Raw genomic sequence first — 15,223 nt, forward strand, 5'->3', positions numbered from 1 at the left:
AAAGCCTCCTTATTCATCCTTTGGACTTTGGTTATCCGAATCTTGAGTTTCCTGCTTATCTGAGTTCAGGTGGAAGTGGCTGAGTAATTTCTCGCTAACTTCCTGATGGGCCCGAGGAATAACATGGGCAGAGACGACCGTTCCAACCTTTTCTGCCGCTTGACTGCCGGCATCAACCGCTGCCCGAACCGAGGCGACATCACCGCTAAAATGGACAGTCACCCCTAATCCACCTCGTACCCCAATAATTTTTTCGATTGCCGTTATTTCAACATTGGCCGCTTTTACCGCGGCATCCGCAGCGGAAACGGCGGTCGCATAACCGACTGTTTCGATCAGGCCAAGTGCTTGTTGCATTGGGTAGTACCCCTTTCAAAAACTAAATTTGTTCTGCTAATTTTTTTAAAGTAGCAAGTATTTCCCGATTGGTTTCCGTTTTTCCGGTCGTAATGAGATAATTTTGTTCTAGTTGGATGGCTAGGTTTGTATGGCTAGGTTCACTTTTATAAAAGCGATCGAGAACAAGCAGGTTGTTAAAGTAGGATAGACCTTCTAGAATTCCTACGCTCTCAGTGCTTTTGGTGATTCCTAGCTGTTTCGAAATCCAGGCACTTGGTGAAAGGAGATGATAGGTTTCCACCTTGGTTTCAGCACGCTTATTTAGTTGAAGAAATAGTGCCTTTACAACGTTCTCTAAACGACTAGCATCTGGGTGATAAAGCTCTAAAGAAAGCGGCTGCAGATTGGTTCTGCTCCATACCAGGTGATACTTAAGTTCAGGACTATGATTTAACCATTCATTTAGGAGCAGCAATTGACTTGGATAACAATTCTTCGAGGTGACAACGGCTACCGAAACCTGAGTTGTTGCCCGCGAAAAGGCTGATGAAAGATTAGGATGAACCGATGGGAAAAACCAAATCGAAGTACCATCCTTTGTTGTACCAATTAACTTCGCATTTTCGATTGGCGGTTTTGAATTTGTCCTAACTTCAGCTCGTTCAGGTGATGCTTGAGACATCGATACCTTCTTGAGCTGGGAGATGGGATTATCGGGCCTTGATAACGGTTGCTGGGTATGGTTGAATTCCCGCTGATGGTCCTTTTTCTCCTGACCTGGTTTCTGGTTCAGCGCTGCTAAACGTTTTTCTAGATTTCGATTTTGATAATTTGGTCGAACGAGTTGTTGAAGGGTATCATCATCATTCCATTGACCGTTGGCGGAAGGGGAGGGACTAGGTTCCCTCTTTTGTTGTGTATGCGGTTTTTTCCCTTTTAGAACCTCTTCGACAACTGCTTTCATAAATTGAGACAAGTGCTCACCCCCTTATTAAAGAATCTTCATTAGTTCTGGATGTGGGCGGGGGATAATATTGGCACAGATAAGGTCGCCACCTACTCTGTCTGTGGCCAGTTTGCCAATTTCGACAGCTGCACTGACAGCTGCTACATCCCCTTTAACAATGACGGTTACATGACCTGAACCAACCTTTTTCATGTCAACAAGCCTGATATCCGCTGCTTTTGCCATTGAATCGAGAGCATCAAAGGCGCCTGTTAGACCTCTAATCTCCACTAAACCAATTGCATCCATTTAATCGTCTCCTAACTCATAGATTGTTGATTTCCGCTCCAGGCACTCGCTTTCCGCGGGGCGTCCGGTGAGCCACCTTGTCGCTACGCTCCTACGGTGTCTCACCATTGGCCGCTTCATCCCGCAGGAGTCGAGTGCCTTCCGCTCCAATCAACAGAATCAACCTCCTAACAAAGCCTTATAAAAAGTATTCTCGTAAATCGACATTGATAGGGATCGAGGTGCGTCTGAATTGCTTGGCATGCTGTAAAGGGTAAGTGGCATCGATGCCCATTTTGGCTGTTACACCCCTTAGTGAGTGTGAAGCCTCAAGCGGGGATCCTTTTGCCCCGGGGACAATAAATATATCCTGATCAGCTTGTACCCTTGTAGCAATGGCAAATTCCACATCCTCGGAATTAAAAATATCGACGTCATCATTGACGACCACTACATGTTTTAAGTCTTTATCGCTTGCAAAGGCGGCAAGTGCTGCTTGTTTGCCATCACCTTCGGATTTTTTATCAATCTGGATAATTCCGTGATAGCGGCCGATTCCACCTAAAGTAATGTGAACATCCTTTACATTTGGAACCACTTGTTTGACGGTTGAGTAGAGAGTCATTTCCCGGACTAACGCCATTGGTAGCTTTTCCTCATAGCTGGCAGGTAAAATCGTATGATTAATTGGGTTATTTCGGTACGTTACCGCCGAAAATTCAATCACAGGTTGAGGGGAGGCATCACCATAATACCCGGCCAATTCGGCAAAAGGGCCTTCTAATACCCGTTCATGTGGCAGCATTCTACCTTCAAAAACAATTTCAGCATCGGCGAGCACCTCGATATCAACGGTCTTGCATTTGACGACATCAAGGGATTGTCCTAAAAGGGAGCCAGCAATGTTAAGCTTATCGGTATGATAGAGATGGGTGCTAATCTGGGAGGCCAATGTAACGGCCGGAACGACACCAAACATCACCGCTACTTCCATTGGTTCACCACGCCGTTCATATTCAGCATATTGGGCGTTTAATTCCGGTGAGGTAATTAAAATATTCGTCTTATTCCCACCTAAATATTGCATTCTACGAATGGAGGTATATTGCTTTTTGCCAGTAAGGTCCTTTACGACCAAAATCCCGGCCACATAATACTGTCCAGAGTCTTCGGCGTGATATTTTAAAATCGGGAAGAAATCCTCTAAATCAAAGTGACCGGTGACGACATTTTCATGAACTGGGCCCGTGCTAACCTCGGTAACAGGGATCGGTGAAACGATGGAATCTATCAGCTTGGCGATGAAATCACGGGGACCAATACCGATGCTTTCCGCTAAAAGCTTGCGATCACCGCCAAATCCAATAGCCATAGGGGAGGAGTAGCCTTTGATATTTTCAAAAATCATCGGGACAGTTCCTTTTGTCGCCTTTACGACAGCCCCTAATTCAAAAATGGGGTCAACGCATTTTTTGATATGCTTGATATAACCGAGCTTGTCCCAAGTGGTAATGAGATCGCGGATATTGGTAGGATTCATTTTGGTTCACCCCATCTTTGGATTAGTTCATGGTCGATATGAAGCATGTCCAAAATTCTGCCAACCATAAAATTAACAAGCTCCCATATTTCATTTGGTCGAAGATAGAACCCAGGTGATGCTGGTACGATTGCCGCCCCGGCTTCTGCCAATTTTGTCATATTTTTCAAATGAATTAAATGAAGCGGTGTTTCACGTGGAACAATAATTAATTTTCGATTTTCCTTTAGAACTACACTTGCAGCTCGGTTCAGCAACGTATCACCAACACCATTAGCAATCGCTCCTAAGGTATTCATCGAGCAGGGGCAGATGACCATTCCATCCGTTTTGAACGAGCCGCTGGCAATCGAGGCAAAAAGATTATTATTTTTATGGATGGTAGCAAATTGTTTAACACTGTCTAGACTGACTCCGCATTCATATAACATTACCTTTTCTCCCATTTCGGTAATGACTAAATGCGTTTCTATTCCTAGTTCATGAAGAGCACGGATCAGTGTATAGCCATACACCGACCCGCTTGCTCCAGTCATTCCAACAATAATTCTCATTTTTTAATCCTCATGCCCAGGTCTTTAAGCATTTTGATTTTGGGAGAGTTTTTCTTTTACTAATGTTGTATATTGCTCGACAGTCATAATGTCCCCGAAAATATCAATATCGCGAAGTCCGGAAACATGCATATCATCATCCTTTGAAGCGGTCGCATCGGAAATACAGATGATATTATAGCCATGGTAGAGGCCATCAGAAGCAGTGCTTCTTACACACACATTTGTCCAAACACCTGTTAGAACAAGCGTATCAATTTCTTCTTCACGGCAGAATAGATCAAAGTCTGTGTAACTGAAGGCGCTGTGGCGTCTTTTTTGGACAACATAATCGCCTTTGTCTTCTTCCGGTTGCAGCTCTGGAATAAATTGCGAGCCCCAGGTTCCTTTGATCGCATGAACGGGGCGTACCCGGAAGTCGCGGTCATTGACGCGATGAGCTTCCTGAACATGGATGACCTGAATGTTATGATCATGGGCAAAATCAACAAGCCGCCGGATTTCCGGGACGATTTTTTCGCCACTTTCACAACGAAGGGTGGCTTTTTCACCAATAAAATCATTTAACATATCAATCACGACAATGGCGTGTTTTTTCCCTCTTAGTTCCATTTTGGACCTCCTTTTATGGGCGGTAATGAACCGACTTTGTGTCTAAAATGTGAAATGATTTGATATCCTTCTCAAAGCTATTCTTTAGTTGCTATCCGTCAGCACAGCTTCCTTCTTTTCAGTCGCAACTTCTTGGTTAGCTTCATATTTCTCGTATTTTAAAACCCGGTCAAGGCGTTGTAGGCTTTGACGCTCAACGTATTGTCCGTATCCTGCTTTACCGACGATACCACCATTATCCTCATCGTAAATGAGTTCCCCACGAATGACCGTTTGTACGGGCTTTCCTTTTAACTGCAGGCCGTGAAGCGGATTGTATTTACACATCGACTCTGTTTTCTGCTCATCGATTGTGTATTCACGATCTAAGTCAATGATGGTGAAGTCCGCATCGCTGCCGATTTCCATCGCACCTTTTTTCGGATAAATTCCATAATGGATGGCCGCATTGCGACTTGTTACCTCGACAAATCTGGATAACGATAAGCGGCCTTTATTTAAGCCTTCACTGACAAGGATTTGTACCATCGTTTCAACACCAGGGATTCCCGGGAAACTATTCCAAATGTCGGAATCAGCCGCAGCCTTTTCAGTGGCAATTTCATATGGGGCATGGTCCGTACCGACGAAATCAATTGTTCCATCAGCAAGGGCTTGCCAATGTACAATATTGTCTTCTTTTCCACGAAGTGGTGGGGCAATTTTCGCGAACGTTCCACGCTCTGTCATGGAATCTTGGGCATTGAGCATTAAATAATGCGGACATGTTTCAGCCGTTACCTTGACACCGCGCTTCTTTGCTTCACGGACTATTTCGACACCTTCTTTTGTACTCATATGCACGACATGAACCCGCGCATCTGTCGCTTCGGCATAGCTAATAATTAATTGGATGGCGACTTTTTCAGCAAGCGAACTTCTTGCTTCTGCCCATGCCGGGCCATCCATACGGCCAGCCTTTTTCAGCTTTTCAGTATCAAAGGTGCAAATATCATAGTTTTCCGCATGAACGCCAATCGGTAGGCCAGTTGGGGCTACTTTTCTAAAAATTTCTAGCATTTCGCCATCGCTAACCTTTGGATAGGTTGGAACAGATGGAGTCATATACACTTTAAAGGCGACGACTCCTTCTTCAATTTGCGGATAAATATTATCGAGCCAACCTTCGCGAACATCTTCGCCTGTTACACCGCCCCAGAAGCAATAGTCGATATAGGCTTGGTCGCGAATCGGGCCAATTTTTTTATGGAAACTTTCTTTATCGCGGACAGAAGGCTTACTGCAGCAAGGCATATCAATAATGGTCGTCACTCCGCCGGCTGCGGCCGAACGACTGCCTGTCGCAAATGTCTCGCGGTGGGTGAAGCCTGGATCCATGAAGTGGGTATGAGGGTCGATACAACCTGGAACAACTAGATAACCTTTACAGTCAATGACTTGGTCAGCTTGTAAGCCTACAATATTGCTCACAAAACCAGTAATTTTCCCATCATTTACTAGAATGTTTGTTAATACTTGTCGATCACCTTGAGGAATGTTTGCGTTCTTTAAAATTAAATCCATTACCCAATACCTCCAATAAATAAAATTTAAGATCATTTGAAACTGCCTGTGTATGTCCTAGCTGCCTCAGGTAAGCAAGGAAATCTAGCTCACTAAACTAATATTCAGAGGTTGGACAGAAAATACTAGTTTTCTAGATAATTAGTTGTAATAATTTTCGGAAAGTTTTCTCTCGAAAAGACATGCAGGTCTTTTGATGTGCATATATTTGAAAAAAAACGCGGGAATAGAAGGGATTGGAGGAACGGAATATGAAGCGGTCATTTCATTTACAAGTGAATGGAATAGGTCAAAAGATTGATTGTCATCCAGCGAAAACATTATTGGATTGTTTAAGGGAGGATATGGGATACACAGCTAGTAAGGAATGCTGTGGCAAAGGGGAGTGTGGATCTTGTACGGTTTTACTAGATCATCAGCCTGTTTGTTCCTGTCTCGTACTAGTATCACAAACGGAAAACAAAGAAATCATCACCTGTGAAGGAATTGGAACTACCGCTGATATGGATTTCATTCAGCAAGCGTTTGTTTTAGAAGGGGCTACTCAATGTGGATATTGCACCCCCGGGTTTATTGTTTCGGCCAAGTCCTTCTTAAACGGGATCAAGGAAGTGCCATCAACAGAACAAATTAAAGAGGCCTTAGGAGGAAACCTCTGCCGATGCACCGGCTATACGAAAATTATTAAAGCGGTGGAAACAGCCGCCAAAATGCAGCTTGTTGGGGAAGAAATCACGAATGGTTAAATGTGCGGCCATTCTTTTAGCGGCTGGGAAATCAACGAGAATGGGCCGTTTAAAAGCCCTTTTGCCATGGGAGGGGACGACCTTACTCCAACATCAGCTCGCTCAACTAGAACAATCGGATATTCACTCTTTAATCGTGGTAGTAGGCTATCAATCCGAGAAACTACTTCCCTATATCAATAAAACGTCAGCGCATGTCGTCATCAATGAGCATGTTGAACTCGGAAAAACGGAATCGATTAAACGGGGGATCTTGTCTGTGACAGAGGATCATGACTGTATGGTGATGATAGCTGTTGACCAGCCGGTAAATGACTTGCTAATCAATGGGATGATTCACTACTTTCAACAAACTAACAGTAAAATCATTATTCCGACATACAAAGGAAAAAGGGGCCATCCCATTCTTTTTTCCACAGAATTAAGAGATGAGTTGCTACAAATAAGCGAAGAAAAGAACGGACTAAGAGAAGTGGTAAATAGGTGGAAGAGCGAAATGGGTGAGCTGGAGGTTTCCGATCCTTCCATTTTATATAATTTTAATTCTCCAATGGACTATGAGGCTTTTTCGAAGGGGGATGTCATTTTATGAATGTGTCTGAAATCGATGTGATGACACCAGCATCAATAACGGAGTGTTTAGAGATTTTGAAGAATAATGAGGGGGCGTATCGACTGCTCGCAGGTGGAACGGATGCGGTGGTTAGGATGAAGGATGGAAAGTGGCGACCAAGCCTTTGGATTAATATAAAGGACCTTTCTTCGTTAAAATTTATCAAGAGAGTCGGACAGGAAATTCATATCGGTCCATTAACGACCCATACGGATATCATCCATTCGGATGTTTTAAAGGAACAGGGTGATGTCATCGTTGCAGCGGCCAAAAGCGTGGGGGCCGTTCAAATTCAGAATATGGGGACGATTGGTGGGAACCTCGGAACTGCCTCACCAGCAGGAGACCTCATCCCTTCCTTGTTTGTTTTAAGTGCTAGGATTGAGCTTTCCTCTTTCAATAGTAAGCGGATTGTTCCGATTGAGGAGTTTTTTATCGGACCTGGGAGAACAGTCATGAGACCGAATGAAATGGTGACGAATATTATCGTCACCCCACAGAAGGAAAATGAGATCGGCTTTTTTGAAAAACTCGGTCCACGCAAAGCCCAAGCGATTTCCATTGTCAATGTCGCCTGTTCGCTACAATTAGATGAAAACCGAAATTGTTTAGCTGGAAAAATCGCCTTTGGCTCTGTTGCACCAACAGTAATCCGTGGCAAAAAATGCGAGGCACTTTTAACACTTGCGAGGTTAGATGAACAATTAATTGAAAACATCGGGGAATTGGCGTGGAAGGAAGTCATGCCGATTTCAGATATTCGAGCATCGGCGATTTATCGGCGGGATATGGCAAGTGCCTTATTAAAACGAGGCTTATACCGATTACTGAAAAGGTGGGAAGAACGATGAATCACAAGGAGTGGAGCTATATCGGCAAGCGGGTTCCTCGAATTGATGGGCCACCAAAGACAACAGGTGAACTAAAGTATATGACTGATCTTCAGTTTCCCAATATGGTCTGGGGAAAAGTGCTTCGTGCCCAATATCCCCATGCAAAAATTGTAAGCATTGATACGAGGGAGGCTGAAAATCTAGAGGGCGTGGTAGCGGTTTTAACCTACCGAGATATTCCTGGTTTTAATGGATTTGGAATTGTCGATCCTGACCAGCCCGTCTTGTGTGAAGATGTCGTTCGAACGACCTCTGATGCAGTTGCCCTAGTAGCAGCCGAAACGGAAGAAATCGCTGAGAAGGCAATTAACCTAATCAAAGTGGATTACGTCCCGCTTGAAGTTGTCTCCGATCCAGAGTATGCGATGACGGAAAAAGCGCCCAAGTTGCATCCGAGTGGCAACACATACAGTCATGTGAAAATCAAACATGGTGATGTTGCGAAGGCCTTTTCGGATGCGGATTTTATTTTAGAAAATACATTTATTTCGCCTAGACAAATGCATGCCTTTATTGAAACAGAGGGCGGATGGGCGATGGTGGAAGAGGATGGGTCTTTAAGTATCTATTGTCCCGGGCAATATGCGTATCGGGATCGGATGCAGGTTGCCCGGGCGTTAGCGCTTAATCCAGATCGAATCCGCGTGGTTTCTAGTCCTTTAGGAGGGGCATTCGGCGGAAAAGATGAAATTACGGTTCAAATTTATTTAGCCCTGCTCGCCCTCCATACAAACGGTCGGCCAGTTAAGCTTCACTTAAAAAGGGAAGAATCGGTTCAAGCAGGAATCAAACGTCATCCCTTTAAAGTTGAGGTGAAAACGGCGGTCAAGAATGACGGCACTATCATCGGTCATAAAGTAAGAGCCATTGCTGATACAGGCGCTTATGCTTCCCTCGGGGGAGCTGTTATTGCCTTAGCAATCGAACATGCCTGTGGTCCCTACTATATCCCAAATGTTGACTTAGAGGGCTTTTGTGTGTACACAAATAATGGTGTTTCCGGCGCTTTTAGAGGTTTTGGCGTAAATCAGGTTTGCGTTGGAATTGAAACCCATTTAGACATGATTGCCGAAAGGCTGGGAATGTGTCCAATTACGCTGAGAAAAACACATGCCTACAAGCAGGGTAGTCTCTCTAGTTTAGGTCATCGTGTAAAGTCTAGTGTTGGCACACATCAAACCTTAGAGAAGGCTGAAAATTGTGATCTTTGGAGTAATAGAGAAACCTATAAATCACAACCTAGTGAACCATGGAAAAAAAGAGGAATTGGCATCGCGACCTCCTTCCACGGAGTTGGCATGGGAATTGGCGTTCCTGATTATGGGGCGGCAACAATGGAGTTATTACCCCATGGAAGGTTTTTAGTTGGAGTTGGCTGTGAAGAAATCGGCGGCGGAAATAGCACAGTCTATGCCCAGATTGCCGCAGAGCTGCTACGGTGTGATATTACCGCTATTGAAATCGTTCAGGGCGATACATCGAAAACAATTGATGGCGGTACCGTAACCGCATCCCGTTCTACCTATTCGGGAGGTAGGGCCGTTGCCACTGCTGCTCCGTTTATGATTAAGCTTTTAACGGAAACGGCTGCAAAGATGGTCGAGGTTTCGTTAGACAAGGTTTCATTAGGAAATGGGGAAATTGAGGTCCAAGGTCACCAACCAATTCAATATCAGGAAATTTATCAGTATTTATATGGGCAGCACCAGTCAACAAAGGTTGAGGGCCATTTTTATCTACCAAAAGAAAGGTATGAGATTAAGGGCTCAGGTGGCGCCCCGCATCATCTATACGGCTACCTTACTCATGTCGTGTTGGTGGAGGTGGATATGTTAACAGGTGAAACAGACGTTCTTCGTGTCGTTTCGATTCCTGATTGTGGCCGGGTCATCAATTTGCAAGGACTAGAAGGGCAAACAGAAGGTGGAGCGATTATGGGGATTGGCTATACCTTATACGAGGATGTTGTCATGGAAAATGGGGTACATCGGACGAAAAATTTTACCGATTATATTATGCCAACGATACAAGAAACTCCCATGATTGAAACCATTCCGGTTGAAGAACCGGAGGCTTCAGGTCCATTTGGGGCAAAGGGAATTGGTGAGGTGGTCATGATTCCGATTATTCCAGCTATCACAAACGCGATTTATGATGCTGTTGGGGTGCGGATTAAACATCTCCCAGCAACCCCGGAAAGAGTCCACCGGGCGATGAAGGAGAATAGGTTAAAAGCGGTGAGAGTAAACCAATGATGAGTCCAAAATTGTATAGGATGATGATGAATTCTTTGGAGGAACAAAGGGTAACAGCCCTCATCACCATCACCTCCCACCGTAAGCCGTTTTATTTAGGAAAACGGATTTTGGGTTGGGAGGATGGGAGTTTTTATCATGATAATCCGGAGACTGAGAAGTTTTCTACAAGCTTAGGGGCAATATGCCCGTCACTGATTCAAAAACAAAAAACAAAATGTATCCGCTTTCTCGAAGGGGATCATGAAGTTGAATGTTTTGTAGAGATACTTAAACGTGCCCCAAGATTGATAGTCGCCGGCGGGGGGCATGTGTGTGAACCGGTTGTAGCAATGGCCTCTCTGCTTGGCTATCACATCACTGTGATTGATGATCGTCCGGAATTTGCAACCAAGGATCGTTTCCCTCTTGCTGATGAGGTCAGTTGTACTTCTTATCTGGATTTTTTCCAAAACTGCAAGATTACTAGTAACACCTGGATACTTCTCCTTACTAGAGGTCACCAATTTGATGTGATGAGTTTGCAGGAATTGTTAAAGCGGAACGAAAGGCCGGCCTATATTGGAATGATTGGTAGTAGAAGGAGAATAGCGGGAGTTTTCGAACAGTTGAAAGAAGAGTTTGATGTTGCTTTGTTTGACCATATTTATACACCAGTAGGCTTGGATATTGGAGCAGAGACACCCTCGGAGATTGCGATAAGTATTTTAGCAGAAATGTTGAAGGTAAAAAACAACAAATCAGGACATTCATTGAGTCAGGAAATTCGGCAATTGGCGAAATTAGGCTTTCGGGGTGGAAATAGTGGATGATATGAAAATGATTAGGCAGGCTTATTTAGTACGGTTAGGAGGTGAGGCTGCTGCCTTAGCGACGATTATTTTAAAAAAGGGGTCGGTACCTAGGAACGTTGGGTCTAAGATGATTATTTTTCGCGATGGAAGCATTTTCGGCACAATTGGCGGGGGGTGTGGTGAAGGGGAAGTGATTGAAAAAGCCTTTGAAGTCATAGATTCAGGTTTACCAATAAAACACACAGTCGACCTGACAAAAGGTTTATTTTACGAAGATGGCGGAATTTGTGGTGGAACCTTTGAAGTATTTATTGAACCTATCAGAAAAGCGGAAGCGCCCGTTCAGCGGCGTATGAACTTCAGCCCTCCTGACTGAGATAAAGGAAACACGAATCGCGTTCTTGGCGATTCGATGTTGACTTATCTCCGGTCATGTAAAAATCCAAATGCCGATTTTTACTCGGAGGGTGAAGTTCACTAGACGCTGGGCGCTGGAGCTGGACAATTATCAAGGTCAAAACTTTTCTTATCTCTATTTAAGGGAGTGAATGGAATGAAGGGCTTTCTGAACTCATATTTTAAATTGGATCAGAGACAAACAAACATCAGAACCGAAATATTGGCGGGGGTAACCTCGTTTGTAACGATGAGTTATATTATTCTAGTGAACCCACAAATCCTCTCTGATGCGGGAATTCCAAAGGAAGCAGCTCTAGCGGCAACTGTGTTTGCGAGCGTCATTGCCACGGTTTTAATGGCGTTGTGGGCGAATTTCCCGATTGCCGTTGCACCTGGAATGGGATTAAATGCTTTCTTTGCCTATACCGTTGTTATTGGCCAAGGACTAACCTGGCAGACGGCTTTAGGGGCGGTATTTATATCCGGGATTGTCTTCCTAATTTTGACGGTAACTGGGGTGCGGAAGAAGATTGTCGATGGTGTACCCAATGTCCTTAAATCGGCGATAGGTGTTGGGATTGGATTATTTATTGCCTTCATTGGTTTTAAAAATGCCGGGCTCGTTGTCAATAGTGAGGCAACCAGTGTTGCCCTAGGAGATTTAACCCAGAAAGGACCTCTTTTAGCCTTATTTGGATTACTCGTGGCGTCGATTCTAATGGCCAAAAAAGTAAAGGGTTCTTTATTAATCAGTGTTCTAATTACGACGGTTGCAGCGATGATTGTAGGGTTTATTAAATACCCGACTAGCGTTAGTGATATTGTTTCTCTTCAATTACCAAGTGTTTCGGATACACTTTTTGCTATGGATATTAAAGGTGCAATTGCTTACGGTGTTCTCTCGGTTATCTTTTCATTCACGATTGTAGAATTATTTGATAATCTGGCCACCTTGATTGGCCTTACCAAAAAAGCCGGCTTAATGGATAAAGACGGAAATATTGAAAACTTAGATCGTGCCCTGCAAGCAGATGCAGTTGCGACGATGGCCAGTGCCTCACTTGGAAGTACTGCAATGAATGCCTATATTGAAAACGCAACAGGTATTTCCGAAGGTGGAAGAACAGGCCTTTCAGCCCTAACAGTTGCAGCATTTTTCTTACTCTCCCTACTATTCGCCCCACTCATTTTCCTTGTACCTTCTGTCGCAACGGCACCAATCCTAATCATCGTCGGCGCTTTAATGCTAAGCGAAATCAAACATATTAGCTTTGATGATTATACAGATGTCATTCCGGTTTTCTTGACAATTATTTTAATGCCTCTAACCTACAGTATTGCCCAAGGATTAGCATTTGGATTTATTTCATATACGATCCTAAAACTTGTCACAGGAAAACGTGATCAAGTGCATTGGATCATGTATTTCATTACGATTGCCTTCATCATCCATTTCATTATTGGCGGCCACTGATGATGAATTGGATAACTAAGAAGACAATGGGCGAAAAGTCCATTGTCTTTTTATTAAGTAACTAAGGGAGTGATTTCTTTGAACCTAAATAAGCCTTCTTGGAAAAAACGTGTATTGTCTGCTGCCAAAAGTGAACTCGCCGATATCGTCATAAAAAATGGCAGAATCGTTGATGTGTTCAACTTGAGCATAGTTGAGGCGGATATTGCCATTACGGATGGTGTCATCGTAGGAATTGGTCAATATGAGGGGAAAGAAATGATCGATGCTGCCGGTAAATATGTCTGTCCAGGTTTTATTGATGGCCATGTACATATTGAGTCGGCAATGGTAACCCCAAGGGAATTTGCAAAAGTAGTGGTTCCGCACGGAGTAACTACGGTTATTGCCGATCCCCATGAAATTGCTAATGTTTCTGGGGCAGCCGGCATCCAATTTATGATTGATCATGCTAAAAATATCCCATTGAATGTGTATTTTATGCTTCCATCCTGTGTTCCGGCGACCCCGTTCGAAAATGCCGGTGCCGTTTTGGCAGCTGAAGATTTAGCCCCTTTTTATGAGTCGGAGCATGTTCTGGGATTAGGTGAAGTGATGGATTATCCTTCGGTTTTTCATTTTGAGCCGCGGATGATGGCGAAAATTTCTGACGCCTTGGAAAGAGGGGTTTGTATTGATGGTCACGCTGCTGGTGTGAATGATGAGGGAATAAATGTTTACATGACCGCTGGAATACGGACCGATCATGAGTGTGTCTCTGCGGAGGAGGTAACGGCACGTTTACAACGAGGGATGTATGTGATGTTGAGGGAAGGTTCTGCTGCACGAGACTTGCGGGAATTATTAAAAGCCGTCAATGAAAAAAATGCTCGGCGCTGCTTGTTTGTCACCGATGATAAGCATTTGGACGATTTATTGGCGGAAGGAAGTATTGATTACAATGTGAAGGTAGCTATTGAGGAGGGGATTGATCCATTACTGGCAATTGGGATGGCGACCTTGAATGCGGCGGAGTGTTTTGGTTTAAGGGGTAAGGGCGCGATTGCCCCGGGCTATGATGCGGATTTACTTTTTTTGGGCTCTCTGAGTGATGTTTCAGTTCATTCTGTTTATCGTGCGGGTAAGTTAGTTGCTGAGAATGGTCAATGTCTACCCTTTGGGGCGGATGCACCAAGTATTCCTTCCGTACTGACAAACAGTGTGCGGGTTGGGAAAATGTTAGAAAAAGACTTCGTTTTACGAGTGGATGAGGCAGTGGTGCCGGTTGCGGCAAATGTGATTGAGATTATTCCAAACTCTTTAGTGACAAGGAGATGCCGTGAAAATATTACCGTCAAAAATGGGGTGTTTAGTCCTTCTGTTCGAGATGATCAATTGAAATTAGTAGTCGTGGAGCGCCATCACCATACCGGAAATATTGGCATTGGCATTGTCAAAGGATTTGGGATTAAGGGTGGCGCGATTGCGTCAACGGTAGCCCATGATTCTCATAATATTGTCGCGGTCGGAACAAGTGACAATGATTTGTATGTAGCCATCAAAAAAATGGAAGCGATGAATGGCGGGCTAGTGGTCGTGAACAACAGTGAGGTCATCGCTTCGCTCCCTTTGAGGGTTTCTGGATTAATTTCGGATAAAGATTACCAAACCATTGTGGGGGAATTAAAGGGCTTAGATATTGCATTGGAGCAGATTGGATTTGGGAATCAATTTAATGCGTTTCAAACCCTGTCGTTTTTAGCGCTACCAGTAATCCCGGAGCTTAAATTGACGGATATGGGGTTATTTGATGTTGGCGGGTTTAAGCATATTGGCTTGTTTGATTAGATGGGGGCTTGAGCACAGCATGGCGGATTATTCTGCTATGCTTGTTTTTTTTTGGGGGGGTGGTGGCGTTCAGACAGGGTAGGGTGGAAAAAACGAGATTGAGTCCGAACTAGTGGTGAGCTCGGACAGGGAATGGTGCAAAATGGGAAATTGAGTCCGAACTGGTCGTGGGTTGGGACAGGACAGGGCCCAAAAAAGGAAATCGAGTCCGAACTGGTGTTGAGTTCGGACAGGAAAGGGTGCAAAAAGGGAAATTAAGTCCGAACTGGTGTTGAGTTCGGACAGGGAATGGTGCAAAAAAGGGAAATCGAGTCCGAACCAGTCGTGAGTTCGGACAGGACAGGCTGCCAAAAGGGAAATCAAGTCCGAACTAGTGTTGA

15 protein-coding genes are annotated in these 15,223 nt (G+C 44.2%); 8 read left to right on the forward strand and 7 right to left on the reverse strand.

The features are described from left to right. Positions 1-9: 9 nt before the first annotated feature. From ACX9YW_RS17675 to ACX9YW_RS17705, 7 genes are all read right to left on the reverse strand, one after another. The gene (locus ACX9YW_RS17675; protein ID WP_460348885.1) at positions 10-357 is read right to left on the reverse strand and encodes a BMC domain-containing protein; all 348 of its coding nucleotides are present in this window, start codon (positions 355-357) and stop codon (positions 10-12) included. A 22-nt stretch (positions 358-379) separates the two neighbouring features. Further along, positions 380-1,315 (reverse strand): hypothetical protein, encoded by a 936-nt coding sequence (locus tag ACX9YW_RS17680; RefSeq protein WP_460348887.1) that lies wholly within the window; start codon positions 1,313-1,315, stop codon positions 380-382. Between the two features lie 15 nt (positions 1,316-1,330). Next, positions 1,331-1,594 (reverse strand): BMC domain-containing protein, encoded by a 264-nt coding sequence (locus ACX9YW_RS17685; RefSeq protein WP_460348889.1) that lies wholly within the window; start codon positions 1,592-1,594, stop codon positions 1,331-1,333. A gap of 178 nt (positions 1,595-1,772) precedes the next feature. Beyond that, positions 1,773-3,113 carry a UbiD family decarboxylase gene (locus tag ACX9YW_RS17690; RefSeq protein ID WP_460348891.1) on the reverse strand — a complete coding sequence of 447 codons (1,341 nt, stop codon included), beginning with the start codon at positions 3,111-3,113 and terminating at the stop codon, positions 1,773-1,775. Further along, positions 3,110-3,667, reverse strand: a complete 558-nt coding sequence (locus tag ACX9YW_RS17695; protein ID WP_460348893.1) for a UbiX family flavin prenyltransferase — start codon at positions 3,665-3,667, stop codon at positions 3,110-3,112. Before ACX9YW_RS17695 ends, ACX9YW_RS17690 begins: the two co-directional genes overlap by 4 nt. 24 nt (positions 3,668-3,691) lie before the next feature. Continuing rightward, positions 3,692-4,279 carry a cysteine hydrolase family protein gene (locus ACX9YW_RS17700; RefSeq protein ID WP_460348895.1) on the reverse strand — a complete coding sequence of 196 codons (588 nt, stop codon included), beginning with the start codon at positions 4,277-4,279 and terminating at the stop codon, positions 3,692-3,694. A gap of 84 nt (positions 4,280-4,363) precedes the next feature. After that, positions 4,364-5,842 carry a dihydroorotase gene (locus tag ACX9YW_RS17705; RefSeq protein WP_460348897.1) on the reverse strand — a complete coding sequence of 493 codons (1,479 nt, stop codon included), beginning with the start codon at positions 5,840-5,842 and terminating at the stop codon, positions 4,364-4,366. 251 nt (positions 5,843-6,093) lie between these two features. Between ACX9YW_RS17705 and ACX9YW_RS17710 the strand changes: the two genes are divergently transcribed. The 8 genes from ACX9YW_RS17710 to ade all read left to right on the forward strand — a co-directional run bounded on the left by ACX9YW_RS17710 (position 6,094) and on the right by ade (position 14,843). Beyond that, positions 6,094-6,588 (forward strand): (2Fe-2S)-binding protein, encoded by a 495-nt coding sequence (locus tag ACX9YW_RS17710; protein WP_460348899.1) that lies wholly within the window; start codon positions 6,094-6,096, stop codon positions 6,586-6,588. Further along, positions 6,581-7,180, forward strand: a complete 600-nt coding sequence (locus tag ACX9YW_RS17715) for a nucleotidyltransferase family protein (protein ID WP_460348901.1) — start codon at positions 6,581-6,583, stop codon at positions 7,178-7,180. The genes ACX9YW_RS17710 and ACX9YW_RS17715 overlap by 8 nt, the downstream gene beginning before the upstream one ends. Next, the gene (locus ACX9YW_RS17720; RefSeq protein ID WP_460348903.1) at positions 7,177-8,052 is read left to right on the forward strand and encodes an FAD binding domain-containing protein; all 876 of its coding nucleotides are present in this window, start codon (positions 7,177-7,179) and stop codon (positions 8,050-8,052) included. Before ACX9YW_RS17715 ends, ACX9YW_RS17720 begins: the two co-directional genes overlap by 4 nt. Continuing rightward, positions 8,049-10,349, forward strand: a complete 2,301-nt coding sequence (locus ACX9YW_RS17725) for a xanthine dehydrogenase family protein molybdopterin-binding subunit (RefSeq protein WP_460348905.1) — start codon at positions 8,049-8,051, stop codon at positions 10,347-10,349. Before ACX9YW_RS17720 ends, ACX9YW_RS17725 begins: the two co-directional genes overlap by 4 nt. Further along, positions 10,346-11,161, forward strand: a complete 816-nt coding sequence (locus ACX9YW_RS17730; protein WP_460348907.1) for an XdhC family protein — start codon at positions 10,346-10,348, stop codon at positions 11,159-11,161. The genes ACX9YW_RS17725 and ACX9YW_RS17730 overlap by 4 nt, the downstream gene beginning before the upstream one ends. 1 nt (position 11,162) lies before the next feature. Continuing rightward, positions 11,163-11,519, forward strand: coding sequence for an XdhC family protein (locus tag ACX9YW_RS17735; RefSeq protein WP_460348918.1), 357 nt, complete (start codon positions 11,163-11,165; stop codon positions 11,517-11,519). 177 nt (positions 11,520-11,696) lie between these two features. Next, complete coding sequence (locus ACX9YW_RS17740) at positions 11,697-13,016, forward strand: NCS2 family permease (protein ID WP_460348909.1); 1,320 nt, start codon at positions 11,697-11,699, stop codon at positions 13,014-13,016. 78 nt (positions 13,017-13,094) lie between these two features. Beyond that, positions 13,095-14,843: an adenine deaminase gene (ade, locus tag ACX9YW_RS17745; protein WP_460348911.1), complete on the forward strand. Its 1,749-nt coding sequence runs from the start codon at positions 13,095-13,097 to the stop codon at positions 14,841-14,843. Positions 14,844-15,223: the final 380 nt, after the last annotated feature.

The organism is Pseudoneobacillus rhizolycopersici (genome assembly GCF_054786815.1).

Coding starts and splice junctions, on each gene's coding strand:
- ACX9YW_RS17735 (WP_460348918.1), top strand. CDS start 11,163: ATGAAAATGATTAGGCAGGCTTATTTAGTACGGTTAGGAGGTGAGGCT.
- ACX9YW_RS17675 (WP_460348885.1), bottom strand. CDS start 357: ATGCAACAAGCACTTGGCCTGATCGAAACAGTCGGTTATGCGACCGCC.
- ACX9YW_RS17715 (WP_460348901.1), top strand. CDS start 6,581: ATGGTTAAATGTGCGGCCATTCTTTTAGCGGCTGGGAAATCAACGAGA.
- ACX9YW_RS17700 (WP_460348895.1), bottom strand. CDS start 4,279: ATGGAACTAAGAGGGAAAAAACACGCCATTGTCGTGATTGATATGTTA.
- ACX9YW_RS17685 (WP_460348889.1), bottom strand. CDS start 1,594: ATGGATGCAATTGGTTTAGTGGAGATTAGAGGTCTAACAGGCGCCTTT.
- ACX9YW_RS17695 (WP_460348893.1), bottom strand. CDS start 3,667: ATGAGAATTATTGTTGGAATGACTGGAGCAAGCGGGTCGGTGTATGGC.
- ACX9YW_RS17710 (WP_460348899.1), top strand. CDS start 6,094: ATGAAGCGGTCATTTCATTTACAAGTGAATGGAATAGGTCAAAAGATT.
- ACX9YW_RS17720 (WP_460348903.1), top strand. CDS start 7,177: ATGAATGTGTCTGAAATCGATGTGATGACACCAGCATCAATAACGGAG.
- ACX9YW_RS17705 (WP_460348897.1), bottom strand. CDS start 5,842: ATGGATTTAATTTTAAAGAACGCAAACATTCCTCAAGGTGATCGACAA.
- ACX9YW_RS17690 (WP_460348891.1), bottom strand. CDS start 3,113: ATGAATCCTACCAATATCCGCGATCTCATTACCACTTGGGACAAGCTC.
- ACX9YW_RS17740 (WP_460348909.1), top strand. CDS start 11,697: ATGAAGGGCTTTCTGAACTCATATTTTAAATTGGATCAGAGACAAACA.
- ACX9YW_RS17730 (WP_460348907.1), top strand. CDS start 10,346: ATGATGAGTCCAAAATTGTATAGGATGATGATGAATTCTTTGGAGGAA.
- ACX9YW_RS17725 (WP_460348905.1), top strand. CDS start 8,049: ATGAATCACAAGGAGTGGAGCTATATCGGCAAGCGGGTTCCTCGAATT.